At 51.2% G+C, this 25128-nt stretch carries 19 protein-coding genes; 5 read left to right on the top strand and 14 right to left on the bottom strand.

From position 1 onward, the window contains the following. Window positions 1–184: 184 nt before the first annotated feature. The 11 genes from ACO0LB_RS13895 to ACO0LB_RS13845 form a co-directional block, all read right to left on the bottom strand. Window positions 185–565 (bottom strand): hypothetical protein, encoded by a 381-nt coding sequence (locus tag ACO0LB_RS13895; protein WP_423050008.1) that lies wholly within the window; start codon window positions 563–565, stop codon window positions 185–187. Window positions 566–782: 217 nt separating this feature from the next. After that, window positions 783–1187, bottom strand: a complete 405-nt coding sequence (gene dksA, locus ACO0LB_RS13890; RefSeq protein WP_423050116.1) for an RNA polymerase-binding protein DksA — start codon at window positions 1185–1187, stop codon at window positions 783–785. Between the two features lie 205 nt (window positions 1188–1392). Further along, a complete protein-coding gene (locus tag ACO0LB_RS13885; RefSeq protein WP_423050006.1) occupies window positions 1393–2463 on the bottom strand; it encodes a CobW family GTP-binding protein in 1071 nt (356 codons plus the stop codon). Window positions 2464–2480: 17 nt separating this feature from the next. After that, entirely contained in the window at window positions 2481–2972 is a 492-nt protein-coding gene (locus ACO0LB_RS13880; protein WP_423050004.1) for a Fur family transcriptional regulator, read from the bottom strand. A 278-nt stretch (window positions 2973–3250) separates the two neighbouring features. Beyond that, window positions 3251–3976, bottom strand: coding sequence for a hypothetical protein (locus ACO0LB_RS13875; protein ID WP_423050003.1), 726 nt, complete (start codon window positions 3974–3976; stop codon window positions 3251–3253). A 236-nt stretch (window positions 3977–4212) separates the two neighbouring features. Then, entirely contained in the window at window positions 4213–5616 is a 1404-nt protein-coding gene (locus ACO0LB_RS13870) for an alkaline phosphatase (RefSeq protein ID WP_423050001.1), read from the bottom strand. A 30-nt stretch (window positions 5617–5646) separates the two neighbouring features. After that, on the bottom strand, window positions 5647–7095 hold the full coding sequence (locus tag ACO0LB_RS13865; RefSeq protein WP_423049999.1) for an alkaline phosphatase: 1449 nt from the start codon (window positions 7093–7095) through the stop codon (window positions 5647–5649). A gap of 266 nt (window positions 7096–7361) precedes the next feature. Then, on the bottom strand, window positions 7362–8291 hold the full coding sequence (locus tag ACO0LB_RS13860) for a tyrosine recombinase XerC (protein WP_423049996.1): 930 nt from the start codon (window positions 8289–8291) through the stop codon (window positions 7362–7364). Window positions 8292–8469: 178 nt separating this feature from the next. Continuing rightward, the gene (locus tag ACO0LB_RS13855; RefSeq protein ID WP_423049994.1) at window positions 8470–9129 is read right to left on the bottom strand and encodes a DUF484 family protein; all 660 of its coding nucleotides are present in this window, start codon (window positions 9127–9129) and stop codon (window positions 8470–8472) included. A 6-nt stretch (window positions 9130–9135) separates the two neighbouring features. Then, a complete protein-coding gene (gene dapF, locus ACO0LB_RS13850) occupies window positions 9136–9987 on the bottom strand; it encodes a diaminopimelate epimerase (protein ID WP_423049992.1) in 852 nt (283 codons plus the stop codon). A gap of 115 nt (window positions 9988–10102) precedes the next feature. Further along, complete coding sequence (locus tag ACO0LB_RS13845; protein WP_423049990.1) at window positions 10103–12439, bottom strand: methyl-accepting chemotaxis protein; 2337 nt, start codon at window positions 12437–12439, stop codon at window positions 10103–10105. A 302-nt stretch (window positions 12440–12741) separates the two neighbouring features. Here ACO0LB_RS13845 and ACO0LB_RS13840 point away from each other — a divergent pair, with 302 nt between their 5' ends. Both ACO0LB_RS13840 and ACO0LB_RS13835 read left to right on the top strand, forming a co-directional pair. Further along, complete coding sequence (locus ACO0LB_RS13840; protein ID WP_423049988.1) at window positions 12742–16323, top strand: indolepyruvate ferredoxin oxidoreductase family protein; 3582 nt, start codon at window positions 12742–12744, stop codon at window positions 16321–16323. Between the two features lie 147 nt (window positions 16324–16470). Next, complete coding sequence (locus ACO0LB_RS13835) at window positions 16471–16851, top strand: DUF423 domain-containing protein (RefSeq protein WP_423049986.1); 381 nt, start codon at window positions 16471–16473, stop codon at window positions 16849–16851. Window positions 16852–17049: 198 nt separating this feature from the next. Here the strand turns inward: ACO0LB_RS13835 and ACO0LB_RS13830 are convergent, their stop codons facing one another. Both ACO0LB_RS13830 and ACO0LB_RS13825 read right to left on the bottom strand, forming a co-directional pair. Further along, complete coding sequence (locus ACO0LB_RS13830) at window positions 17050–17661, bottom strand: glutathione S-transferase family protein (protein ID WP_423049984.1); 612 nt, start codon at window positions 17659–17661, stop codon at window positions 17050–17052. Window positions 17662–17790: 129 nt separating this feature from the next. Further along, the gene (locus tag ACO0LB_RS13825; RefSeq protein WP_423049982.1) at window positions 17791–19170 is read right to left on the bottom strand and encodes a M28 family peptidase; all 1380 of its coding nucleotides are present in this window, start codon (window positions 19168–19170) and stop codon (window positions 17791–17793) included. 312 nt (window positions 19171–19482) lie between these two features. On the opposite strand from ACO0LB_RS13825, the gene ACO0LB_RS13820 reads away from it, so the two are divergent. From ACO0LB_RS13820 to ACO0LB_RS13810, 3 genes are all read left to right on the top strand, one after another. Next, window positions 19483–21219: an alkaline phosphatase D family protein gene (locus ACO0LB_RS13820; RefSeq protein ID WP_423049980.1), complete on the top strand. Its 1737-nt coding sequence runs from the start codon at window positions 19483–19485 to the stop codon at window positions 21217–21219. A 351-nt stretch (window positions 21220–21570) separates the two neighbouring features. After that, window positions 21571–22866: an acetyl-CoA hydrolase/transferase family protein gene (locus ACO0LB_RS13815; RefSeq protein WP_423049978.1), complete on the top strand. Its 1296-nt coding sequence runs from the start codon at window positions 21571–21573 to the stop codon at window positions 22864–22866. Between the two features lie 298 nt (window positions 22867–23164). After that, on the top strand, window positions 23165–23410 hold the full coding sequence (locus ACO0LB_RS13810) for a hypothetical protein (RefSeq protein WP_423049976.1): 246 nt from the start codon (window positions 23165–23167) through the stop codon (window positions 23408–23410). A gap of 251 nt (window positions 23411–23661) precedes the next feature. On the opposite strand, the gene ACO0LB_RS13805 is transcribed toward ACO0LB_RS13810, so the two are convergent. Continuing rightward, the gene (locus ACO0LB_RS13805; RefSeq protein ID WP_423049974.1) at window positions 23662–24531 is read right to left on the bottom strand and encodes an AraC family transcriptional regulator; all 870 of its coding nucleotides are present in this window, start codon (window positions 24529–24531) and stop codon (window positions 23662–23664) included. Window positions 24532–25128: the final 597 nt, after the last annotated feature.

Here is a 25128-nt window from a genome sequence, read left to right as displayed (position 1 = left end):
GATCATAAAATCAGCAGACTCGTTTGAAGCCGAGTCTGTGGCGTCTCCCTTCACACGCGCATACAGTACTGATAGCGATCGTTAGTGATCAGCAATCAATGAGCGATCAATGAGCAAGTCAGTGAGCAATCAATGAACGACAACAGTCAGTGAAGACGGTATGGCGTCGTGAAGAGTCAGGTACTCAGGAAAAAACAGGCGGGGCGCGGGAAGAGAAGGGGACGCGGACAGATGCCAGCCAGGTAGCGTAGTGGCTATCGGACAGCATGACAGGCTGGCGGCTGATACCGGGCTCTGGTGCCGGAACTGCATGCAGATAATCGGCGTTGGTCGCGGCATCCACCAGCGCGCAAGAATGCAGGCTTTTTTCTTCGTTATCAGCAGAAAAAAATTGCCATACAACATTTGCCTGCTGCAGCACCAGTCTGCTTTGCAACTTGCCGTCGGCCCAGCCAGCATGCGACAGGCGATGTGACAGCCCGGCCCATTGCGCCAGCAATAATGCCGGTAGCAATACGCACAGTATCCAGTACTGTTTGCGTGTGAGACGAGAGGACTGAGTCATGGCAAGTACAAAGTGTATTTTTTGCTTATCTACGGTGAAAACATTTATTGTGGCAAAAAACCGACAAGTATGCTGAACAGCTGATCTCTTTTGTCATCCGAAGCAGATTCAGCAATCAATGATCGATTCCTTTTAAGTGCAACTGAGTTGCACTTAGGGTGGTAAAAAAAGCGTGCAACTCCATGCACGCTTTTTTATCCGAAACAATTGCAGGTGATTAATCGCCGTACAGTTTTTGTTTCATTTCACGTCTTTGCTGCGCTTCCAGAGACAGCGTCGCTGTAGGACGAGCCAACAGACGTGGTACGCCGATAGGTTCACCGGTTTCTTCGCACCAGCCATAATCGCCTTCATCAATACTGGCGATGGCTTGTTGTACTTTTTTCAGCAGCTTGCGTTCACGATCACGTGTACGCAGTTCGAGTGCATGTTCTTCCTCGATGGTCGCGCGATCTGCCGGGTCTGGTACCAGGACAGTTTCACGAAGATGCTCGGTGGTTTCGTCGGCATTCTTCAGTAAATCTTTTTCAAGCTGCTGCAAACGGGCCTTGAAAAATGCCAGTTGTGCAGCGTTCATGTAGTCCTGCTCGCCCATCTTGAGGATTTCTTCCTCAGTGAGCAGAGTTTCGGGTGCGCTGACTGTAGCAGTCGATTTAGGTGATTTAGTTGCCACTTCGCTTACTTTCGATACGACGGGTTAATACATAGAACAAATCTGGGGCAGGGTTGCCGCAGACGATTATCCTCCCCTTACTGACAAAGTAAATGACATTTGCATGAATATCACTTGCCCGACAGGAAATGCCTGCTTTCAGTAGCCCGCTAGTTTATACCAAACATTGCTCCAAACCTTCAATAAATATCTGTTTTGGTAAATTTTTGCCAATAAATACCATCTTGCTTTCACGTAATTCATCGTCCCCCCATTTGGCGCCGATGTCTGTGCCCATAATCTGGTGTACGCCCTGAAATATCACCTTGCGGTCAGCACCCTGCATCAGCAGTACACCCTTGTAACGTAGCATCCGTGGGCCAAATACCTGTACCAGTCCGCCGAGAAATTCATCCAGTTGTCCGGTATTGAATGGCCGTGTACTTTTGAACACAAAGGCGGCGATGTCATCCGAATGATGTGCGTGATGATGATTGTGCTCATGACCGTGTGCATGATGCTCTTCATGTGTGCAATGTTCGTCGCAATGTTCGTGATCGTGGCCGTGATCATGGTCATGTTGTTCTTCTGCGCGCAGAAAATCTGGATCCAGATCCAGCTTGGCGTTCAGGTTGAAGCCCTTGATATCCAGCACTTCATTGATGGCAACATTGCCAAAATCAACGTTAACGATAGGCGCGCGTGGATTCATACGCGTCAGGCGACTGCGCAGCACATCGATCTGCGCAGGGTCTGCCAGATCGGTTTTGGATAACAGGATTTTGTCGGCGAAACCAACCTGACGTTGCGCTTCTTCATGCTCATCGAGTTGTTGCATGGCGTGGCGTGCATCGACGACCGTGACAACGGCATCCAGCATGTAATACGTGCCGACTTCTTCATCGACAAAAAATGTCTGCGCGACCGGGCCAGGATTCGCCAGACCTGTGGTTTCGATAATCACACGATCGAAATGCAGTTTGCCTTCATTTTTTTGTTGTATCAGTTTGCTCAGGGCGACGATCAGATCACCGCGCACTGTGCAGCAGATGCAGCCGTTGTTCATCTCAACGATTTGTTCGTTGCTATCCTGAACCAGGATTTCATTGTCGATATTTTCCTGTCCGAATTCGTTTTCAATCACAGCAATTTTATGGCCGTGATCTTCTTGCAATATCCGGTTGAGCAGGGTGGTTTTGCCAGCGCCAAGAAAGCCGGTCAGGATCGTGGTAGGAATAAGTGCCATAGAATGTCCTCAGTAAATTATTGTGCGCAGTCAGCGCACCAACCCTTGATCGTCAACTCAATATCGTGGCTCTGAAAGCCTCGTCCCAGCGTGGCATCGAGCGTGGTACGCAACTGATCACGAAGAGACGTCGCGTTGGGTACGTCGTCCAGACAGAATACGCGATTGCAGCGGGTGCATCTGAAATGCCCATGCTGATGCTGGGTTGCCTTGTCCGACGCCATGTTGTCCGGGCGTTCACTACCGGTGCTGTAGCGAAACACGCGATCATCACCAGAAATTTTATGCGCCAGTCCTGCTTCAGTCAGGCAATCAAGCGCCCGGTACAACGTCACCCTGTCCATATCCGGAAGCGCATCCTGAATTTCCAGATGGGACATCGCATGCCGGTTCGTCAGTAGTGTCAGCAGCGCCCGCTGTCGCGCTTCTGTCGTACGGACACCCGCCTGTCGCAGCATGCTGCTGGCAAGGTAGGCATCAGGAAGCGGGGTGGTGTTGGTTGGTTGCATGATGATGTCATTGACTGCGTAAGCCGACATTATCTATGAAAAGCAGGTGAGCGTTCTGATTTGCCCCAATCCGGTACCATCAGGCAGACGCTACCGGAAACGCATCAGTGACGAAAGTTTCCGGTCAAGGGTGTGGTAGCGGCAAAGATGATAGCAGCGCATTGCTGCTGATGACAGATCATCACAGATACTCAACGATCCTCGTCGCATCAATGGAGTCGGCTTGATGGAGCCGATATCATTAACTGGTACTGGTACCAGTACTGGCACTATCAGGCTTAATCCAGAAAATCAGCGTATTCTTTTCTGGCGAAGCCCTTGGTATTTGCCCATGGAAGATCGCGCACGGTGGTGGTTTGTGGCTTGATATCCACGCGGCGATAAAAAGTGGCTTCCTTGTTGCCGCTTTCTATGATCAGTGGAATCTGTTTTTGCTCATCCCACAACACCCGTTGGAAGACACCATTCTTTTCCCGCTCTCTCCAGCGAGCACCGGGGACTGGTGAGCTTTTTGCAGAAACCGTCATGACTTTGATGATTTGTGGGTCCACCAGAAAATAGGCATTGTCCCAGGAACCATCGAAATTCACGTTCTCATATTCGGATGGTGGAATTGCAATGACTTCTTTGTCTGCCGCATTGATAAATTCTATGCGCAGTTGATTATTTTCCATGGCGATATGGCGCGGTATCACGACGTGGTTGAAATGCTTGTGTTTGCTTTCTTTCGCCGTCGTATTGTTTTTCTTTTTATCCTTGCCGTGATCGTCGTGTGCGTCCTGCGCATTTTTAGGCAACGTGCGTGCGGTCCATACGTGCCCCGGGCGACGCAGCATGGTTTCATCATAACTGGCTTCGCGCGTCACGCCTTCTGGCGTCAGCACTTTGCTGTAATAGTGAATGTTCAGGTCAAGGTCGGGCGCATTATTGGTAACGGCCGCAGGGGTTGCTGCAAACGCGCTGGAAGCACAGAGTAGGGCAGCCAGAAACGGTAAAATTTTCATAGAATTTTTCAGAGAAAAGAATAGTAGCGGATAGGTCAGTGCCGGTATTTGTGGTCTCTGTTCCGACGTGAATGGGGACAGATGTCAGTGATACAGGTGACGCAGAAGATGTCGGTGACAACGTTGGCGATGTGGACCGCAAGCTTGTTTATAACGAAATGACCCGACAAGTAATTTGCCCGTCAGCGCCGCTATGAGCGGATGCTGACGGGCAAGTCATGCTTTCAGAATCCGAATCAGAATCCAAATGCAGATTTCAACAGACTAAAGACTTTCGTATTATCGAGCGTGCCTTTGAAGGTTTTTGCCCCAGCGCCAGTCGCGAACAATTTAACATCGCCGCCGCCATGCGTTTCGCTGGCGAGACGAACACCGGTTTCTTGCAGATAATTGTCAGCCAGAACGGTGGCGCTGTCGAGATTGGTTCTCAGATCAGGACGATTTGGGCCGTTACCGAACACCAGTGTGGTGTAGGTATTGCCGTCAGCGTCTTTGGATGGCAGACCGGTTTTGTAATCGCGGTTGATATCCAGGATAGGATTGCCGCGTTTGCCGTAGCCGTTGAATGCCAGCGTATGATCATGATCGGCGGTCACAACGATCAATGTGTTGGCCAATGTAGGGTCAGTGATTTTAGCTTTGTCGAGCGCTGCTTTGACGGCATTGTCAAACGCAATCGTGTCTGTCAGTGCGCGCTTGGCATTCGTGCCGTGCAAAGCGTGATCGATACGACCGCCTTCGACCATCAGGAAATAGCCATTGCTGTTTTGAGACAGAATATCCATCGCTTTGGTTGTCATTTCCGACAGACTTGGCTGTGTCGCGCCTTCACCCAGCGGTGGAGTTGCTGTGCGGTCCAGTTCATATTCCAGATGGCTCTTGCTGCTATACAAACCGATGAATTTTTTGTTCGTCGGTGCTGCTGCCATTTCTGTTTTTGTGGAAGCAACGGTGTAGCCTTTGGCGGCTAATTCTGTCAGCAGATTGCGACCATCTGCACGACCCAGTTTGCCATTGCTGCTGCTGGCATCGTAAGGCAGGAAATGATTACGGCCACCGCCCATCAACACATCAACGCCATCGAGCAACGCGGCATTGTAGCTGGCGCCGCCCGGAACTACCTGAGCGGCAATTGCGTATTGCGCATTGCGGTTGCAGATGTGAGAGAACGTCGCTGCTGGTGTGGCGTGTGTCAGTTCTGTCGTGGTGATCGAGCCGACTGCTTTACCTTTGGCTTTGGCGAGTTCCAGAATGGTAGGAACGATGCTGCCGTTATTGGCGGCGCAATTATTGATGCCCAGATTGCCGTTGGCATCTTTGCCAGGGTTGGTGGCAACGGTGTCAGAAGACATGGAGATGACTTCATTATTCATCTTCACGCCGGTCATGTAGGCTGCCATGGACGGGGCGCTGTCCGTGGTTTGTGCATCGTTGGAATAGGTCTTGATACGCGCTGTGCGTTCGAGTTTATCCATATTCAGGCTGCCATCTTCGCCGTACATATAAATACGTGATGCTGTGATGGTGGAAGGACCCATACCATCGCCCAGGAAGAAAATAATATTTTTTGCTTCGCCAGCAGCGTGTGCTGCGGAGGTGAATGTGAGTGCCAATATGCTGGCCAGTAAAGTGCGTTTCATTATATTTCCGTTCTCAACAGGGTTGAATAATCACAGGCCAGCAGAGGCTTTAACAAGGCTGAATACTTTGGTGTTATCGATGGTGCCCAAGAAGGTTTCAGAACCTTTTCCGATAGCGCCCAGGAACACGTCTGTACCACCGTGTGTTTCGCTGCCTGCTGCAACACGTACCACTGCTTCCTGATGATAGGTATTGGCGCTGGTCGTTGTTTCATCCAGACTGGCCATGCTACTGCGATTACCTTGTGTGCGGTTTTCACCGTTACCAAAACCGATAATGGAATACGGTGCACCGTCCAGATCTTTTTCTACTGTACCGGTCACATAGTTTTTCACGACGCCCAGAACACCTGGATTGCCAGCAGCCGTTTTGCCTGTACGTTTGGCGTAACCGTTCAGTACCAGTGTGTGGTCATGGTCGGCTGTGACAACGATCAGGGTGTTTTTCAGATCAGGATCGCTGATTTTTGCTTTGGTGATGGCAGCTTTGATGGCGTTATCAAAAGCGACGGTATCTTGCAGCGCTTTTTTAGCCGTTGTTTCGTGCAAGGCGTGATCGATACGACCGCCTTCGACCATCAGGAAATAACCTTTGCTGTTTTTCGACAAGACATCCATCGCTTTGGTCGTCATGTCTGCCAGACTAGGTTCTTTTGCTGGATCGCGATCCAGATCGTAGCTCATGTGGCTGGAGGTGAACAAGCCGAGCAGGCGGTCTGTTTTTGTGCCGTCGATCGCATTGAATTCTGTGCTGTTGCTGGCGTAGGCGTAATTTTTTGCCTTCATTTCTGTGATCAGATTACGACCATCAGCGCGTTTGCCGCCGTCTTTGAATGGGATGAAAAACTGTTGTCCGCCACCCAGCAAGACGTCCAGACCATTCGTGCCTAATGCACCGTTGTAACCTGTACCACCCGGAACCGCTGCAGCAGCGATATCGTTTTCAAGATCGCGGTGGCAGATATGAGAATACGTGGCGGCTGGCGTGGCGTGAGTCACACGGGTGGTTGTGACAACGCCTGTGGACAAACCTTGTGCCTTCGCCAGTTCCAGCAATGTCGGTGTGGATGCGCCGTTGCTGGTGCCGCAGTTATTGAGCAGCTTGTTGCCGTTGGCATCGGTACCAGGATCAATCGCCTTGGTATCCGGTGTCATGGAAATGACTTCATTGTTCATCTTGACGCCGGTCATGTAAGCCGACATGGATGGTGCGCTGTCAGTGACTTGTGCGTCATTGGAGAACGTTTTGACAAACGCTGTTTCTGGCAAGGTATCAATGGTCAGCTCGCCATCTTCGCCGACAGAATAGATACGCGCTGCGGTCAGCGTTGTCATGCCCATGCCATCGCCCAAAAAGAAGATCACGTTTTTAGGTGCGGCGGCTGTGGTATCTGTGGCAGGAGTGCTGCTACTGCATCCGGCAACCAGCAGTCCGACGGCGATGCTGATGGCGGCAAAAGAGAAAGAAGTACGTTTCATTGTCATCTGTCCAGCTTGTTAAAGGTAACGTAATGTAACAGTGCTTTATGACGGCTAAGTGACGTGAAAACGGTTGTTGAATTATGTGATCGGGCCGCATTGCTGAACAGGTCAGGTGGGTGTGTGACAGGACGTGGATTGGAGCTGGCGGTAAGCGTGGCGTATGCAGAAGAAATGACGCTTATTTATACTGAAGGGAGTATATTTTGAACGCCTTTGTTTATATGGTGTAGCGGCTGATTAAATAGAAATACCGGGGGAGTATGCTATTTTTTGGCGCGTGGATGGGTTTTATCATAGACTGCCGCCAGATGCTGAAAATCTAGCGACGTATAAACCTGAGTGGCAGAAATCGAACTGTGTCCCAGCATTTCCTGCACGGCGCGCAAATCGCCTGAGGATTGCAGGATATGCGAGGCAAACGAGTGGCGCAGCATGTGGGGATGCACATTGGCCGGAATATCGAGCGCCTGCGCATGTGCCTTGATGCGTAGTTGTACCAGCCGTACTGACATGCGGGTGCCACGTCCGGTCAGGAATAATGGATGCGGGTCTGCTTTCAGTAAGCTGCCGCGCACCGCCAACCAATCGCGTAACGCGGTCATCGCCGCCTGACCAACGGGGACGATGCGGGGTTTGTTCCCTTTTCCGGTGACATGTACTTCGTGCTGTTCCAGATCAACCCATCCCAAGGAATGATGGCCTGCCTCTTGAATATCGGCGATATCGAGTCCTACCAGTTCTGATACCCGCAATCCACTGGAATACAGCAGTTCAAACATAGCGCGATTGGCGCATCGTGTCGGCACATCAGCCTGATTGCTGGCATGATGTGCAACCAGACGCACGGCGTCATCAGCGCCCAGTGCTTTGGGGAGGGGTTTGCTTTTTTTGGGAGCGCGCAAGCCTTCGACAGGATTCGCCGACAGGCCGTGTTCTTCTATCATCCAGCGATAGTAACCACGCCAACTGGATAATTTGCGGGCAATACTGCGAGGATTCAGTCCGCCAGCATGCAATTGCGAGGTAAAGCGCCGCAGATGCTGTGGTGTCAGTGAACGTAGTTCCTGCTGCCCCGCCATGCGGATGAGTTCGAGTAAATCCAGCCGGTAACTGTTGAGGCTGTGTTCCGACAAATGCCGCTGCGTACGCAAGACATCCAGATAGCATTCCAGGCTGGCATCTTGCGTTGTCATGAGCGTTCTTCCTTCGCCAGAATCATTCAGCATCGGCTTGCATTGGTCAGTATCCGGCGGTATCTGTCGGCACCGGCTGACTGCAGCCGATGTCAGTTGAGATGGGCTGATATCACAGTGTGTTCAAGGCGCATTCCAGATGCATCCAGACGCATTCAGGAAGAATGCCCACCAGCATTTACTGATCAATCAGACAGCTGAGCGCAGCGCTGCTGGTATCGGCGATCTTGACCAGAAAATCAGTGGCCATGTCTTTGGTATAGCGTGCCGGGTCGGGTGAGCCTAATACCAGCAGGCCAAATGTGGCAGACGTTGGTGCCAGACGTAAAGGCAACATCGCCAGCGACTGTACCGGCGCACTGGCATCGATCCAGCCGGCTGCTTCGAAATCTTGATTCTGCCCGCAAAACGGCGTCGATAATCCCTTGGCAAACAAGCGTGCATCATCACTGGCCGCCTGTGCAAACCAGGTATGTGAGAAGTCAGGCGCCACGTTCCATAAGCGCAGTGTCGCGTGTGGTAAGTCGAAAATATCTTCCAGCCCTTGTGTCAGCACATGCGGCAGATCGACATCATTGCGTGCCAACAACAGCGAACGTGTCCAGCGCTGGAATTTTTTGGTGATATCGTGATTTTCTTCGGCGACACGCAACAGATCAGACAGTTTTAATTCCAGCAGACGATATTTTTCGCGCACGACTTCCATTTGCCGTTCTTGCAAAGAAATCGTACGACCCATGACTGGGCTGGTGAGTTTGATCGTCGACAGCAGTTCAGCGTGTTCTTCAAAGAACTGTGGATGATCAATCAGATAACTAGCGATATTGTTGGAATTCATTCTGGATTAAATAGTAATTTCACCTTCGAAGACCGTGACAGCCGGTCCGCTGAGCATCACTGGCTGCTGCTCTCCCAGCCAGGCGATCGACAGTTCGCCGCCATGCGTGGTCACTTTGACTGGACTATCCAGGACGCCGCGCCGTATTCCTGCCACTACGGCAGCGCAGGAACCGGTACCGCAGGCCAGTGTTTCACCAGCACCGCGCTCAAACACCCGCAGACGAATGTGATGGCGGCTCAGAATTTGCATGAAACCCGCATTGACTCGTTTTGGGAAACGCGGATGATGCTCAATCACAGGGCCATCCGTTAGCACAGGAAACGCCTCTGCATCTGCCACGATTTGCACCGCATGCGGATTACCCATTGACACCGTGGAAATCAGAATCTGTTTGCCATTGATCTCTAATGGCCACAACTGGTCATTGCCTTCTGCTACCGGTGTCAGACCTGTGGCATCAAAGGGGACTTTGGCAGGATCAAGGATAGGCGCACCCATATTGACAGTGATGCTGCCATCGGCTTCCATACGAGGCTCAATCACACCGGACATGGTTTCAACGCGAATGGCGGATTGACTGGTCAAGCCTTTTTCAATCACAAAACGCACAAATGCACGGGAGCCATTGCCGCATTGTTCTACTTCGCCACCATCGGCGTTATAAATGCGGTAACGAAAATCCACGTCTGGGCTTTGGGGACGCTCTACCACCAGAATCTGATCTGCACCGATACCGAAGCGGCGGTCAGCAATCTGCTTCCACTGCGCAGGAGTAAAGTTGATCGTTTGATGTATCGCGTCAATGACGACGAAATCATTTCCGGCGCCATGCATTTTGGTAAATTTAAGTTTCATCACAACATTATATCGCGGTACTCACAGGATGCCGGACTTCTCGCTGACTTCTGATTTATTTTCAGGGGCATCCCACGGATTTTTCGCATTGTCCGGGGACGAGCTGCGTAATTTCTCAGCCATTTTCAATTTTGTAGACACCACATCCGATGGCGATATTGTCAGTAACACGCTCAATATAAGAAGTTTTTAACTCTACTTTTTGCGATACCGGGTTGGTGATGGCGTAATCCACCCAGCCGCCAGTTGCTGGCAAATTGAATGCGTCTGCAACCAGCTTACGACCGTCAAACCCACTGATATTAAACAGACTGACCTTGAGTTTTTCCGGATTCCCACCGAATGCCAGATACTGCCCCTGCTGCGTGATGGCAAAGACATACATATCACGGTCACTGAAGATATGTTGCTGATCCGCAGTGATCATGGCGAGTGAACGTTGCCCATGCGTTTTGTACAGCGCTACCGCTTTGCTGACCATCGCATGTGCCTCATTGGCTGTTCCCTGGCGCAGGGTAAAGCCCGATACGGATTTTGCCAGTGCGCTGGCACGATCTCCCAGATCAATCGACGTATGTTTGGCTTGTTCCGCCATCTGGCCGTTGCTCTGCGTGATCTGATCCAGATGGCGCAGAGCTTCCGAAATTTGTGCCAGACCATTGCTTTGTTCTACCGACGCAGTAGAAATGGAATTGATATTACTGGCCAGATGCTGAATTCCCGATACGATATCCGATAGCGTGGTACTGACTTCACTGATATGCGTCACGCCTTCTTCAACCCTGTGCACGGATTCATTGATCAGGCGTCGTATTTGTCGCGAGGAGTCTGCGCTACGCTGCGCCAGCTGGCGTACTTCGCTGGCCACCACCGCAAAGCCACGACCCTGTTCGCCAGCACGTGAGGCTTCTACCGCTGCATTCAGCGCCAGAATATCGGTCTGAAAGGAAAGAGAATCCAGTACGCCGACAATTTCTTGTACTTTCAGTGAGCTGCTCTGGATTTCTTCCATGGACTGGACAGCGGATTGCATGGTGCTGCCGCTGGATTCAGCGATTTGCTGAACTTTACTCGCCAGCTCATTCACTTCCTGGGCGCTGTCAGCATTCTTTTTGACGGTATCGGCGAGGTCTTCTACGCTGGCTGATGTCTCTTCGAGGCTTGATGCCTGTTGTTCTGTGCGGATCGAAAGATCGCTGACACCGGTGGAGAGTTGTTCTCCGAGTTGCGACACCATTGTGGCATTACTGCGCACATTGGCGACCAAAGCCGACAGATTGACATTCATTTTTTCCAGTGTATTGCCGGTGTCTGCCAGCTCATCCCGGCCATCAATATGAATTTTCTGGCTCAGATCGCCAGACGCAACGGCGGAAGCAGAGCGCCCGACTTCTTGCAGAGCATGCATGAAATTTTTGTAAAAACCAATCAGCAGGTAGGACGTCAGCAGAGTCACCAGCAACATGCCGATACTGATGATGTTACGCGTCAGCGTCAGACTGGCAGCTCTTTCGCGCAATATGGTCGATAAGCGATCATGTAGTTTTGTCTGTAAAAGAATCGCTTTTTCTATGGTGCGGGTACCTTGTTCAAAGTAAGCAGATGCGTCACCGCTGACAGCCTCACCCAGTAAGTTTGTTGCCACCAGACCGGCGAACTGCTGGCTGCTTTCCATCGCGATATTCTGTTCATCCAGAATGGTTTCGCCCGCACGTTTCAGCGGTGCTTCCATTTCTTTAATGCCGGTCATCGCCGCTTGCAGCGCATCCAGACGCGACACCAGTTTCGCTTTGTCATCGAAATTCAGCGTACCGCTTTTGAGATAGCCGGCGCCCAGGCCACGTAACAAAGCAACATGTTCTATCCACACCGGCATTTTTTGTATTGACATATCCATCAGCAGATAACTGGCTGCTTCCGGGTCGAGCAGCAGGCCACTTTTTTCATCGACCAGCGTTGAGAAACGCATGATGTCGGCGATCAGACGGCTATGCTGCGCAATGCTGGCAGGCGCTGAATCAGCGATCTGACCACTTGCCAGCTGGCGCAACTCGTCCGCCATAGGTTTCCAGTTTGCTGCTAGTTCAAATTGCGGCGTTTCCTTGACCAACTGATCGAGTTGATCCAGGCCTGCGCTTAATGCGCTGCGTGTTTTGCTCAACGCTTCATCGACATTCTGACCAGACAGTTTGAGGTTGACTTGTCCCCGATGCTTTTGCGTTTGTATCATGACATCCATGATCTGACGGGTCGCGTTAACACCGGTCAGTTCTGCATTAGCGATATCAACGTCTGCCTGTACCTTGAACACGACATAGACAGCCAGTACGCAAATTGGCAGTATCAGCGTGGCAAACATGCACAATAGTTTTGTGCGCAAGCTGAGCCTGGTCATGATGAGCGACGATGGCAGCATGATAGTTTTGATCAGCTTATCTATGGCAGAAGACATTGCAGCCCCTTTTTTATATATATTTCTACATATTTTGCCATATTTTATTAGGCTCATATGAGCATTCTGGAAGAAACAACAATTTATTGCTACTGGGTAAATATTGCTTGACATCACCAGTACACTTTGACTCGGTGTCAGTCATACTGTACTGGTCTTTTTTTATAGCACTGTGCATGGGGAAGGGCTAATACAGCATGGTAATGTGCGTCCCGTACTAAAGAGTATATGATTCACTCACAAGGTGATTCTTTTTTGTAGCGTACACAATCGCCACACAATAAAAGCACGGAGACTCCACCATGAATGCACCCCTTACAATCGGGCAGCAGGCGCAGATCGACACATCTGTCACGCTCGACGATAAATTTACCCTCCAGCGCGGCCGCGCCTTCATGACCGGCACTCAGGCACTGATTCGCCTGATGATGCTGCAGCGTCAGGCCGATGAAAAAGCGGGTCTGAACACCGCCGGTTTCATCAGCGGCTACCGCGGTTCCCCGTTGGGCAATGTCGATCTGACAGCCGCCAAAGCCAAAAAACATCTGGCAAAACACCACGTCAAATTTCATCCCGGCGTGAATGAAGATCTGGCAGCCACCTCGGTCTGGGGCACGCAGCAGGTCAATATGTTCCCCGGTGCGAAATACGATGGCGTATTTGCGATGTGGTACGGCAAAGGGCCGGGTGTGGATCGTTGCGGCGACGTGTTTAAACATGCGAATCTGGCCGGTACTTCTGCGCACGGTGGCGTGCTGGTGGTGGCAGGTGACGATCATGCGGCGAAATCATCGACTGCCGCGCATCAGTCCGAACATATTCTGAAAGCCTGCGGCATTCCCGTGTTGTATCCGTCTACCGTACAGGAATATCTGGATTACGGCCTGCACGGCATCGCGCTGTCGCGCTACACCGGCCTGTGGGTATCGATGAAATGTGTGACCGATATCGTCGAATCCGGCGCTGTGGTCGAGATTGATCCGGATCGCGTGAAGCCGGTGATTCCGGAAGACTTTGTGCTGCCGGCGGACGGTGTCAGCATCCGCACACCAGACCCTGTGCTGGCGCAGGAAACCCGGATGAATAATTACAAATGGTATGCCGCACTCGCCTATGTGCGAGCCAACAAGCTGAACCAGATCATCTGGGACAGCCCGCATGCCAGGATCGGTATTATCACTGCCGGTAAATCCTATCTCGATACCCGTCAGGCGTTGGCTGATCTCGGGATCGACGAACAGGTAGCGAAAGACATCGGTATCCGTTTGTACAAAATTGGTATGACCTGGCCGTTAGAGTCAGAAGGCGTGCGCGAATTTGCGACCGGATTGGAAGAAATTCTGGTGGTGGAAGAAAAGCGCCAGATTCTGGAATACGCGCTGAAAGAAGAATTGTACAACTGGGAAGACAGCGTGCGTCCGCGCGTGGTCGGCAAGTTCGATGACTCCGGCGAATGGAGCAATCTGCATGGCTCCGGCCACGGTGAGTGGCTGCTGCCTGCGACCTATGAACTGAGCCCGGCACAGATTGCGCGGGCAATTGCTTCCCGCATCACCCGGTACTTTGCCGGACATCCTGTAGAGCAGCGCGTCAAAGAACGTGTTGCCTATCTGGAAGCCAAAGAAAACGCGCTGTTGAATGTTGGTAAGCCGGATCCGAATAAAGACCGTATTCCGCATTTTTGCTCAGGCTGTCCGCATAACACCTCCACCAAAGTACCGCAAGGCAGCCGTGCGCTGGCCGGTATCGGCTGCCATTACATGGTGACCTGGATGGATCGCGAAACCTCAACCTTTACCCACATGGGAGCCGAAGGTGTGACCTGGGTCGGTGCAGCGCCGTTCACCAATGAAAAGCATGTGTTCTGTAATCTGGGCGACGGTACTTATTATCACTCCGGCCTGCTGGCAATCCGCGCCGCCGTGTCTGGTGATGTGAATATCACTTACAAAATTCTGTTCAACGATGCTGTCGCGATGACCGGCGGACAGGAATTCGACGGCCCGCTCGATCCCGGCATGATTTCGCGCCAGATTGCTGCGGAAGGTGTGAACCCGATTATTGTGGTCACCGATGAGCCGGAAAAATACCCGGCCGGTTATCCGTGGGCAGCTGGTGTCACGGTGCGTCACCGTTCCGAACTCGATGCAGTACAGCGCGAGCTGCGCGAATGCAAAGGCGTGTCGGCCATGATTTACGACCAGACCTGCGCTTCCGAAAAACGCCGCCGCCGCAAAAAAATCGACAAGGACGGCAAACCGGGTTTCCCCGACCCGGCCAAGCGTGCAGTGATTAACGAAGCGGTCTGCGAAGGCTGCGGAGATTGTTCGGTGCAGTCGAATTGTTTGTCGGTGGAGCCGCTGGAAACTGAATTCGGTCGTAAGCGCCAGATCAATCAATCGTCCTGCAATAAAGATTTTTCTTGCGTGACCGGCTTCTGCCCTAGTTTTGTCACGGTCGAAGGTGGCAAGCTGAAAAAACCGGCGAAGATGAAAATCGAAGCGGGTAATGCACTGGATGTGAATACTTTACCGTATCCGGCGCTGCCTGATACCAAGGTGCCGTTCGGCGTGCTGGTCACCGGCGTTGGTGGTACCGGTGTGATCACCATCGGCCAGATCATGGCGATGGCTGCGCATTTGCAAGGCAAGGCTTGCTCGGTGCTGGACATGACCGGACTTGCGCAAAAAGGTGGCGCAGTGATGTCGCATGTGCGTCTGGCCGACAAAGCAGAAGACATACAGTCCACCCGCGTTGGTACCGGCATGGCTGATCTGGTGATTGGTTGCGATTTGATCGTGACAGCAGGCAAAGATGCGTTATCACGCATGGGTGAAGGCCGCACTTACGCGGCCATCAATGCGAACGGTACGCCAACCTCGACTTTCATCAAAAATCCGGACTGGCAGTTCCCCGGTACTTCTGCCGAACAGGATATCCGTAAAGCCTGCGGCGAAGGCCGTGTTGATATGGTAGATGCGGCATCAATTGCCACCGCACTGATGGGCGACAATATTGCCACCAATATGTTCATCCTTGGCTATGCCTGGCAAAAAGGCTGGGTACCGCTGGAAGGCGCAGCGCTGATGCGGGCGATTGAGTTGAATGCAGTGTCGATTGATTTTAATAAACAGGCGTTTAACTGGGGGCGTTTGGCAGCGCACGATCTGGCCGCCGTCAAACGGTTGGTCGCACCGTCGCAAGTGATAGAGCTGAAACGCGCACCGAGTCTGGAAGACACCATCAATCAGCGGGTTAATTTCCTGACTGATTATCAGAACGCCGCTTATGCGCAGCAGTATGCTGATTTTGTCGCGCAAGTGAAAGCCGCCGAAAGCAAGATCGCCGACGGTAAGGCTTTACGCCTGACCGAAGCGGTGGCGAAATATCTGTTCAAGCTGATGGCATACAAGGATGAATACGAAGTTGCCCGTTTGTACAGCGATGGCAAATTCCAGAAAAAAATCGCCGATATGTTTGAAGGTGATTACGCGATCCACTTTCATCTGGCACCGCCGCTCTTCGCTAAACATGATGCTCAGGGTCATCTGGTGAAAAAACAGTATGGACCGTGGATGATGAAAGCGTTCGGTTTACTGGCTGGTTTCAAATCCTTGCGTGGTACGGCATTCGATATTTTTGGTCGTACCGAAGAGCGCAAAACGGAACGTGCTTTGCCGGTGGAATATCAACAAACCATTAGCCGCCTGCTGCCGTTGTTGAACGCGGATAATCTGGCGAAAGCGGTGGCGATTGCTGCCGTTCCGGAAGACATCCGTGGTTACGGGCACGTGAAAGAACGTTATCTGGCAGCGGCAAAACTCAAGCAGGACAGCTTGATGGTGGAGTTCAATACGGTGCAAAGTAAATCCAGAGCTGCTTGAACGAGTGTAGTGCCTGTCGCTTCCTGGTAAACATAAAAATGGCTGACGTTTGTCAGCCATTTTTATGTTTACCATCAATGATTTAACTTACTCATTCATTCGCCTGCTATCTACTACAATAAGTGTTTTCTCAAGATAGGGCATGTCATGCAAGATCGTCACTTGATTGGTTTGGGCGCATTCAATATGCTGATCGCTGTTGCTGCCGGGGCATTTGGCGCCCATGCATTAAAACAGATATTGAGCGTGGACATGCTGGCAATCTGGCATACTGCTGTCCATTATCAGATGGTGCATGCACTGGGATTGATCGCGACTGGTGTGCTGATGTTGCGTCTGGATCCCGTCTGGATGAGGCGTGTCGGTTGGGCGATGCTGATCGGGATTCTGATTTTCAGCGGTAGCCTGTATGCATTGGCACTGACAGGCATACGCATACTCGGTGCAATTACACCGATAGGCGGGCTGGCATTTTTGCTTGCCTGGGCAATGCTCGCATGGCAGGCATGGACATCAGGAAAATCCTGATATACCAGTGGTGCGTCTGGTGTCTATTGCGTGCATGGCGCGCATCAAACCAACACACTGAGGATATCCAAGCATCAGCAACATCAACATATCAGACAGCATATATCTGGAGCCTTAACGTGAAGCGGACTGTAGTAGGTTTTCTGATGCCTATGGCAGTCCGCTCATTCCTGTTGCACTGGCGATGAATGCTATGATTTATTCGCCGCTTTTTGCCACTGCCCGTTGATATGCGGGGCGCGCTTGTAGCATATCAACAAAGCGTGTCAGATGTGGGAACGCCTCTCTCCCCGCATTTCTGATGCCGATTTGTGCCACAAAAGATAATTGCACATCGGCGCCGGTCAGGGAGTTGCCAACAAAGTAGTCTCGTCCTTCCAGTTCGTTATTCAGGTAGCCCAGATGATTGGCGATTTCGCTTTGGATACGTGGATGCAATGGTGCACCTGCCTCTCCCAGTCGACCGACGTATAAATTTAACAGCAGCGGTAACATGGCTGATCCTTCAGCATAGTGCATCAACTGCAGATAACGGTAGTAATCCGCTGTGCCACGTGCCGGAATGAAATTTCCTTGACCATATTCAGCGATCAGATATTCAATGATGGCCGCTGATTCAATCAGTACTACACCTTTGTCACGCAAGACTGGCGCTTTGCCAAGCGGATGTATGGTTTTCAGTTCTGGTGGTGCCAGATTCGTCTGCGGATGGCGATCGTAGCTGATGACCGTGTACTCTTGTCCCAGCTCTTCGAGCAGCCAGGTAATGCGACGGGAGCGTGATTGTTTCAGATGGTGTAACTCAATCATGATGTGCCTTTATAGTATGTAGAACGTATCTCAGGTGCTTCAGGTGTTTCAGATGGTGTGTCGGCTGCATTGGCTTACATCTGTGATGAATGCATATCGGTGTTATTGGCTTGAGTGCCCTTATTGACTTTACTTTCCGGGTAAAGGATAGGTGGCGACGCTGACGTTGCCGTCCTGATCAATGGCTTGAACACCGAAAAAGTAATTATCCTTGGATTTCCCTTTGACTGTGTAGGCATTGACTTTTCCGGTCAATATGCTGCCTTGCCAGACGCTACTGGTAGTTTCGCGCCAGACAATACGGTAGCCTGCCAGATCAGGTTCCTTGTTTGTGTTCCAGATAATGCTGGTATCGTTTTCCAGTTGTGCCGTGTTCACTCGGACACCGGATGGTGCTGCTGGTGCCAATGCCAGACTGGCTAACGCGGCAGCATTGATACGCGTGACGTTGGCAGTGTAGTCCGGATCGACGAATTCGGGCAGATCTCCCATCTGTACGCCATTTTCTACCCGCACATCCTGATGCTGATGATTAAAATCCTCATTGGGCTCGGTGAAGCGTAGCGCTGCATAGCCGCGTTCCAGAAAAGGAATATGGTCGCCGCCACGCAGATAGCGGTCGCGACGATGGACAATACTGACCGTAAAGCCGGGAACATAGCGCTCGCCGATTTCTTTGACTTGGCGTGCCAGTTGGCGCGAGAGGGAGTCACTTTCGCCGCCCGTAGCAATCAGTGTGCGAGTCTGTTCTGGCAGCTCTTTGAGCGCAGGCACACCTTCGGCAAACAGGCGTACGGTTTTATTGTCGATCTCGCCGTGTTCTGACCGGGAGCTGCCAATAATGTCATTGGTGAACATGCCGGCAATATTCAGATTTTTTTCCCGCGCTTGTTGTGCCCAGTGCGTGGCGCCATAGAGCCCCTGTTCTTCTGCCGCGACAGTCATGAAGACGATGCTGGCATCAAAACGGTGTCTGGCCATGACGCATGCCATTTCCATCACAGCGGCTGTACCGGAGGCATCATCATTGGCACCCGGCGCCAATGAGGTAGCGTCCATCACATCTGTTGCCCGCGAATCATAGTGACCACTGACGACATAATATCGGTCGCTGTCAGTATGGCCTTTCAGAGTGGCGACGACATTGACAATCTCGGTAGGGCGGCTGATGCGACGGCCGACTGGTGCAATATGGCTGTCAAATTGCACATCAAGCTTGCCCGCACCGCAGCGTTCCAGTTCCTGTTTGATCCAGCGCCGTGCAGCACCAATTCCCACGGTATCGGACGTGGCGTCAGACATGGTATGGCGCGTTTGAAAACTGACTAACTTACGGATATAAGCATCAATTCTGCTAGCAGAAATTTCATTGACGATCTGTTCTATCTGCGGCTTTTTTGCCGTGATATCGGCTTCTTGTACGACCTTTGTTTGTGCATCAGCATCGCAGGTTGCTGCGAGTAAGCCGCTCAGCAATAACACGGAAGGTATAGGCAAACGGAGAGTCATTATTGTTCCTTCAAAAACGCAGACAAAGTACATGCAGTATGAGTAACGGAGAGTGCGGTCATTTCCTGATATGCGCGTCGGCATCTGCCGGATAGCAACAGCGCCGCCCTTGAGATGCTTTGGTTGAGTGGTTCAGTTCAAATGACTCAGATAAGACAGACCTATCATGGCGCATAAAGTTTCGCCATACCACGTTTGTTTTGATAAAAAATAGAAGCTTTTCTCAGGATTGAGAAGATGCGATTTTGTATTTTTGTCACAGGCCTGACATACCAACTCCATAGAATCGTCGGTTTTATCGGGGAGATCAGGATGAACGGGAAAGACAATATGCCAGTGACAGAACTGCCGACACATTTGCCGACAAACACGGGTCGCCGTGGCTTCGTCATCAAGATGTCCTCGGTTGCTGCGGTGCTGGCGTCTGGTGGTGTACTGACTGCCTGCGGTGGTTCGGGCTCTACCAGCATACTCAATGGCGAACAGGCTGCCTTTAATTACGGCGTAGCCAGTGGCGACCCTCTGGCTGACCGCGTGATCCTGTGGACACATGCCAAGGTATCAACGGACGATACGGTTGAACTGACATGGCAGATGGCAGCAGATGCCAGTTTTGCTGCGGTTTTATTTTCCGGTAAAGTCAATGCGACCAAAGACGCGAGTTTTACAGCCAAAGTCGATGTGACCGGGCTGGCCGCAAATACGGAATATTTTTATCGTTTCGTTGCACCGAACAACAGTATTTCTCCTGTTGGCCGTACCCGCACTTTGCCAGTCGGTAACGTGGCAGAAGTGAAGCTGGCCGTCTTTTCTTGCAGTGATTATCCTGCGGGTTATTTCAATGCTTACGATGCCGCAGTATCTTCCGGTGCGCAGTTTGCTTTACATCTGGGTGACTATATTTATGAATATAAGGATGGCGTATATCCACCAGTTGCCTCACAAGTTGCGGGACGTGTTTCTGCCCCGGCAAGCGAGACAGTGACAGTCGCCGATTATCGTGCGCGCCACGCCTTGCACAAGGCTGATCCTTACCTGAAGGCGTTGCATGCGCGTATGCCGATGATTGCGATCTGGGACGATCATGAGTTTGCCAATAATGCTTGGATGGATGGTGCAGAAAATCACAATCCTGCAACGCAAGGTGCCTGGAGCGCACGTAAGGCCGCCGCAAGTCAGGTCTACCATGAGTGGATGCCGATACGCACACCGGATACCAGTAATCTGTTGAAAATTTACCGCTCGTTTGACTTTGGTAATCTGCTGTCTTTGCATATGCTGGATACCCGCATCATCGGTCGGGAACAGGCACCGGATCGTATGGTGGATGCGCAGGGGCGCGATGTCGCGAATCCGCAATTCTTGCCGTATGCGTTCAACAAGAACAAGCAATTGATGGGGCTGACGCAACAGGCATGGCTGGACACGCAGATGACAGCCTCCAAAGCTACGTGGCAGGTTCTGGGAAATCAGACGGTCATGGGACGTGTGCAATTGCCTGCATCGGTGTTATCGACCAACCTGAGCACAGCATCCGTTACGGCTTATTTAACAGCCAAAGCGACGCCGGTAGCGTCCCAGACACAGGCGCAGAAAGATTTGCTGGATGTGACAAAAAATCCAAAAATCTCCTATACCTTTGATAACTGGGAAGGTTATCCCAATGCTCGCGACACCGTATTTGCATCTGCTGCAAAGCTCAAAACTGCCGGTAAAAAATTCCTCGTTTTATCTGGCGACAGCCACAACGCCTGGTTCAATAAACTGACACTGGCTGATGGTACACAGGTGGGAGCAGAATTTGCCGGGATGTCGGTCACTTCTTCTGGGTTTGAAGGCGTATTTCCACCGGAAGTGGTACCACCGGCAACGCTGGCAGGTACAGTCAAGGCGCTGGTGGACGATATTTCGTATATCGACACGTATCGTCGTGGCTATATGCTGATCACCCTGACACCAACGCTGGCAAAAGCCGATTATGTCTATGTCAGCACGGTAACCAGCAGCAGCTACACCACCAGTGTTGATACTTTGACTTACGCGGGCTAGGCGTATTGCGCGCAAGGCGCATCACATGAAAGAGCATAGAAACGAAAGTTTCTGTGCTCTTTTTTTGTTGTAGAACAAAAAAGAATAGAAATGTCATCAGACTGACTGTAATTTTCATGACAGGGACTTAGCATATAGTAACGATCTGAAATCGCTGATCAGTACCAATCTGTGATGCTGGCTGGATCATATGGCGGGATCGTTGAATGATCCTGATGAACTGTATTTTCTGCAGCACGGTATTGGTTGATTCATTGCGTTGATTGCTGTCACTGCCTGCTATGCCAGGTGCGCAGAATTTGCTGTGCGCCGGGTCTGGGGTGGTCAACCTTACCGGGATTATTGCTTATCATGTCTGTTCAAGAACTGTATCGTCAAAAACGTTGCTCCGCCGCTGATGCCCTGGCTCAAGTGCAGGATGGGGATTTCATTATCGTTCCTACCGGCGTGGGTGAGCCTCCGACTTTATTGACGGCTTTATCGGAGCAAAGACGACGTTTTCATGATGTCAAGGTCGCGCAGATTCTGGCAGTCCGGAAATATGGTTATTTTGATCCGGAAACGGTGGAACATGTCCGCCATGTGGCATTCTTTTTTGGCGCCGCATCACGTTCGGGCGGGCAGACGGGCTGGATAGATTTTATTCCCAGCTATTTTTCCGAAATGCCGTCGCTGATTGAGCGCGGCCTGATTCCATCAGATGTTGTATTTGCCATGGCGTCACCGATGGATGAATACGGCTATTTTTCCTTGAGTCTGGCGGCTGATTACACCATGGCAGCGATTGCCAAGGCGCGCGCAGTGGTGCTCGAAGTGAACCCGAATGTACCATTTGCCAATGGCAATTGCCATGTGCATATTTCTCAGGTGGCGGCACTGGTCGAGAACGACGATGCTGTGACTGAAGTGGGTTTGCCAAAAATTGGCCCTGTACAGGAAGCTATCGGCAAGTATGTGGCAGACATGATTGACGATGGTTCGACCTTGCAAATCGGTTATGGTGGGATTCCGGATGCAGTAGTAATGCAGTTAACCAGTAAGCACGATCTGGGTATTCATACCGAAATGATCGGCGACGGTATCTTGACGCTGGTAGAGAGTGGTGCGGTGACTAATCGCAAAAAAACCTATATGCCCGGCAAAATGGTAGCGACGTTTGCACTCGGATCTAAAAAACTGTACCAGTTTATGCATCGCAATCCAGCATTGGAAATTCATCCGGTTGACTTTACCAATGATCCGTATCTGGCGGCCAAAAACGACAAACTGATTGCGATCAACGCCACGTTACAAATTGATTTGCTGGGTCAGTGCGGCTCAGAAAGCCTGGGACATTTGCCGTATTCCGGCACGGGTGGTCAAGTGGATTTTGTACGCGCAGCCAATCGCTCGAAAGATGGAAAAGCCTTCATCGTGCTGCCATCTACGGCAAAAGAAGACAGTATCACGCGTATCGTTCCGACACTGTCACCGGGAACGCATGTCACGACGGGTAAAAATGATATCAATTACGTGGTCACGGAATTTGGTGTGGCGCAATTGCGAGGCAAATCTGCCAGACAACGCGTGCAGGAAATGATTGCGATCGCGCATCCCGATTTCCGGGCCGAATTGTTGGCGGAGGCAAAGCGCATGAATCTGGCCTGAGGGTTATGGAATTGTGACCTAATGATTGTCTGACTGTTTGATTATTGGCGGGTTATTTGCCCAACCCAGCGCCGGAGTGTGTCTAGCGTAATGCGGTACACATTTCCGGCACTCAGTGAAGAAGTGTTGATGGTGCCTCAAAGAGAGAAAATTGATCGTCAGTAATGGAGCTGTAATGCGATAATGGCAATATCTTTTTGATAAAAATTGATTGGAATTTTCTGTTGGTAGGTGATGCCTGCGCCATTTGCCGATGCCGGATGAATCTTCTCTCCGTTCTACGATATTGCGATTGCTGATGAAAAAAATACTCTGTTCCGCCGGTTTGGCGATGTTGTTGCTTCCTATTATGGCAACAGCACAAGTGTCCGTGTTTAAATGCGAGCTGGACGGCCGTGTAATCTGGTCTGACAATCCTTGCAAGGTCAAAGGTAAAGTCGTCAGGATTAAAGATGTTCAGTCAGGTAATCGCCCGGATTCCGCTACAGACAACCGAGCGGCAGCACCAAAAACGCCACCAGTACCAAAATCAGAATCGAAATAACGATCAGGATTGTTGCCGTGTTGCTGCCACTTTCATTGTGGATTGTTGGCAGTGCTTGCTTAAGTTACTACTGAAGTTGTCGCTTACCTGACGATAATTAATATTGTTATACCTGATAAGCTAATGATAGCGACTTACGTTCTGGTGACAGACGATAAGAGATAGATGTCATTCAGTCTGACCTACGTGCTTTGCGGCACAATTCAGCGTTGGCTATACACGTAGGTCAGACATATTCAGCGAACCAACGTCTATCGCAGACGCATATAGATGTCTGTCAATAAATCTGCCGGTGGCGTCTCCCGTGGATTATTCAGATAGTCTTCAAACGGAGGCGCATCTGCTGCCTCATGACCAGATGCCGGTAGCCAGGTGCCATAAAACCATTGATACACTGGTTGCATATCCGAGTACGGACCCCGATAGCGCAGTACTGCGTAACGACCACCCTCAATCTGCATCGATACTAATGGGGCATCTGGTGTTTGCTGCTCCTGATACTGCTGATGTTCAGGGATGCTGATACATGCGCGCGAACGTAGCGCAGATTCTTCGACGGCGCAGGGATCGTCAAAGAAAATACCTATCCAGCGCGTATGTTCATTGAACAACTGACGCGATGCGGCGATACCGTTCAATAGGTCAAAGGCTTTGCTGATACCCATGTAAGAACCGGTATGCTCTATACATAGCAGGGGAATACTTGCAACGGTCTTGATATCGACATGAAACATGAGATGACTCCTGGTCTGAGGGGGTACAGGGAATTGTGTGTGGCTGCCTTCTTTGCGATAACGCGCAGGCGGCATGCCATACACAGACGAAAAAATCCGGGTAAATGACTGTACATTCGGATAGCCAGACAGCGCGGCGATCTCGTCTACCGCAGTCGTGGTGCGGGACAACAAAGTCGCCGCACGTTGTAGCCGGAGGCGTTTGACGGTGGCAACCACGCTTTCACCATGAATGCCCTGATATATCCGGTGCCAGTGATAGGGCGACATGCAGGCAATTTCTGCCAGCTTATCAAGATCGAGAGCATCATCCAGATGCTCGTGCAGATAGCTGGTCACTCGCATGAGGCGACGTTCGTAACTGATTCTGGTCGATCTGGATTCCATGTGCGGCTGGCGTTGTCTGATGAAGAAGATGCAACAATAACACGGCCTCATTTGACAAATCTTGCGGACTTGACGGTGTGTGCTGATCAGTAGCGGAGGGCAGTGTTGTCGCAGGCAGGGCACTCAGTGGCACATTGTCAGCAGAGCAGTAAGTCGGACAGTACATGAGTGCAGTAAGTAGTGTTGTAAACGCAAAAAGCCCGCGCAAAGGCGGGCATTCCATTCATGTCGGTAACTCGTCAGCAACCCCTACTATCTGTAAGGTGCCACTGGCTTTTCCTTATAGTCACCCATGCTATCTGCATAGTGTTTCTACAGCGGGAGAGTTGCCTCGTTCTGTCATTGCAAGCGATTGTTTGCGCAGACAAAGGGTAATACGAATGTGAGTCTTCTTAAATCTGCTACACCATTTTCCCACATGCCACCGGTGGCATGCATACAGGTCGGTGAGAACAGAGGCGCGTTTGAGTCAATCTTCATATTGACTCTGCGGTGACCATGACGATCACTGATCAACTACGCCATTTCCCAGTTACCCACGCTATCTGCGTAGTGCCGCTGGCCGGTGAGAATTGATCTGCGCATCAGCATATTGCT

Source organism: Undibacterium sp. SXout7W, from assembly GCF_049339385.1.
GTDB lineage: Bacteria > Pseudomonadota > Gammaproteobacteria > Burkholderiales > Burkholderiaceae_D > Undibacterium.
The sequence above is the reverse complement of the archived record's forward strand: the minus strand, read 5'-3'. Positions and strand labels throughout refer to the sequence as shown.

Excerpts from the sequence above, each read along its gene's own strand:
- ACO0LB_RS13815 (WP_423049978.1), top strand. The coding sequence starts at position 21,571 with ATGTCTGTTCAAGAACTGTATCGTCAAAAACGTTGCTCCGCCGCTGAT.
- ACO0LB_RS13855 (WP_423049994.1), bottom strand. The coding sequence starts at position 9,129 with ATGAATTCCAACAATATCGCTAGTTATCTGATTGATCATCCACAGTTC.
- ACO0LB_RS13835 (WP_423049986.1), top strand. The coding sequence starts at position 16,471 with ATGCAAGATCGTCACTTGATTGGTTTGGGCGCATTCAATATGCTGATC.
- ACO0LB_RS13820 (WP_423049980.1), top strand. The coding sequence starts at position 19,483 with ATGAACGGGAAAGACAATATGCCAGTGACAGAACTGCCGACACATTTG.
- ACO0LB_RS13805 (WP_423049974.1), bottom strand. The coding sequence starts at position 24,531 with ATGGAATCCAGATCGACCAGAATCAGTTACGAACGTCGCCTCATGCGA.
- ACO0LB_RS13810 (WP_423049976.1), top strand. The coding sequence starts at position 23,165 with ATGAAAAAAATACTCTGTTCCGCCGGTTTGGCGATGTTGTTGCTTCCT.
- dapF (WP_423049992.1), bottom strand. The coding sequence starts at position 9,987 with ATGAAACTTAAATTTACCAAAATGCATGGCGCCGGAAATGATTTCGTC.
- ACO0LB_RS13840 (WP_423049988.1), top strand. The coding sequence starts at position 12,742 with ATGAATGCACCCCTTACAATCGGGCAGCAGGCGCAGATCGACACATCT.
- ACO0LB_RS13895 (WP_423050008.1), bottom strand. The coding sequence starts at position 565 with ATGACTCAGTCCTCTCGTCTCACACGCAAACAGTACTGGATACTGTGC.
- ACO0LB_RS13875 (WP_423050003.1), bottom strand. The coding sequence starts at position 3,976 with ATGAAAATTTTACCGTTTCTGGCTGCCCTACTCTGTGCTTCCAGCGCG.
- ACO0LB_RS13860 (WP_423049996.1), bottom strand. The coding sequence starts at position 8,291 with ATGACAACGCAAGATGCCAGCCTGGAATGCTATCTGGATGTCTTGCGT.
- ACO0LB_RS13865 (WP_423049999.1), bottom strand. The coding sequence starts at position 7,095 with ATGAAACGTACTTCTTTCTCTTTTGCCGCCATCAGCATCGCCGTCGGA.
- ACO0LB_RS13825 (WP_423049982.1), bottom strand. The coding sequence starts at position 19,170 with ATGACTCTCCGTTTGCCTATACCTTCCGTGTTATTGCTGAGCGGCTTA.
- ACO0LB_RS13870 (WP_423050001.1), bottom strand. The coding sequence starts at position 5,616 with ATGAAACGCACTTTACTGGCCAGCATATTGGCACTCACATTCACCTCC.
- ACO0LB_RS13880 (WP_423050004.1), bottom strand. The coding sequence starts at position 2,972 with ATGCAACCAACCAACACCACCCCGCTTCCTGATGCCTACCTTGCCAGC.
- ACO0LB_RS13885 (WP_423050006.1), bottom strand. The coding sequence starts at position 2,463 with ATGGCACTTATTCCTACCACGATCCTGACCGGCTTTCTTGGCGCTGGC.
- ACO0LB_RS13830 (WP_423049984.1), bottom strand. The coding sequence starts at position 17,661 with ATGATTGAGTTACACCATCTGAAACAATCACGCTCCCGTCGCATTACC.
- ACO0LB_RS13845 (WP_423049990.1), bottom strand. The coding sequence starts at position 12,439 with ATGTCTTCTGCCATAGATAAGCTGATCAAAACTATCATGCTGCCATCG.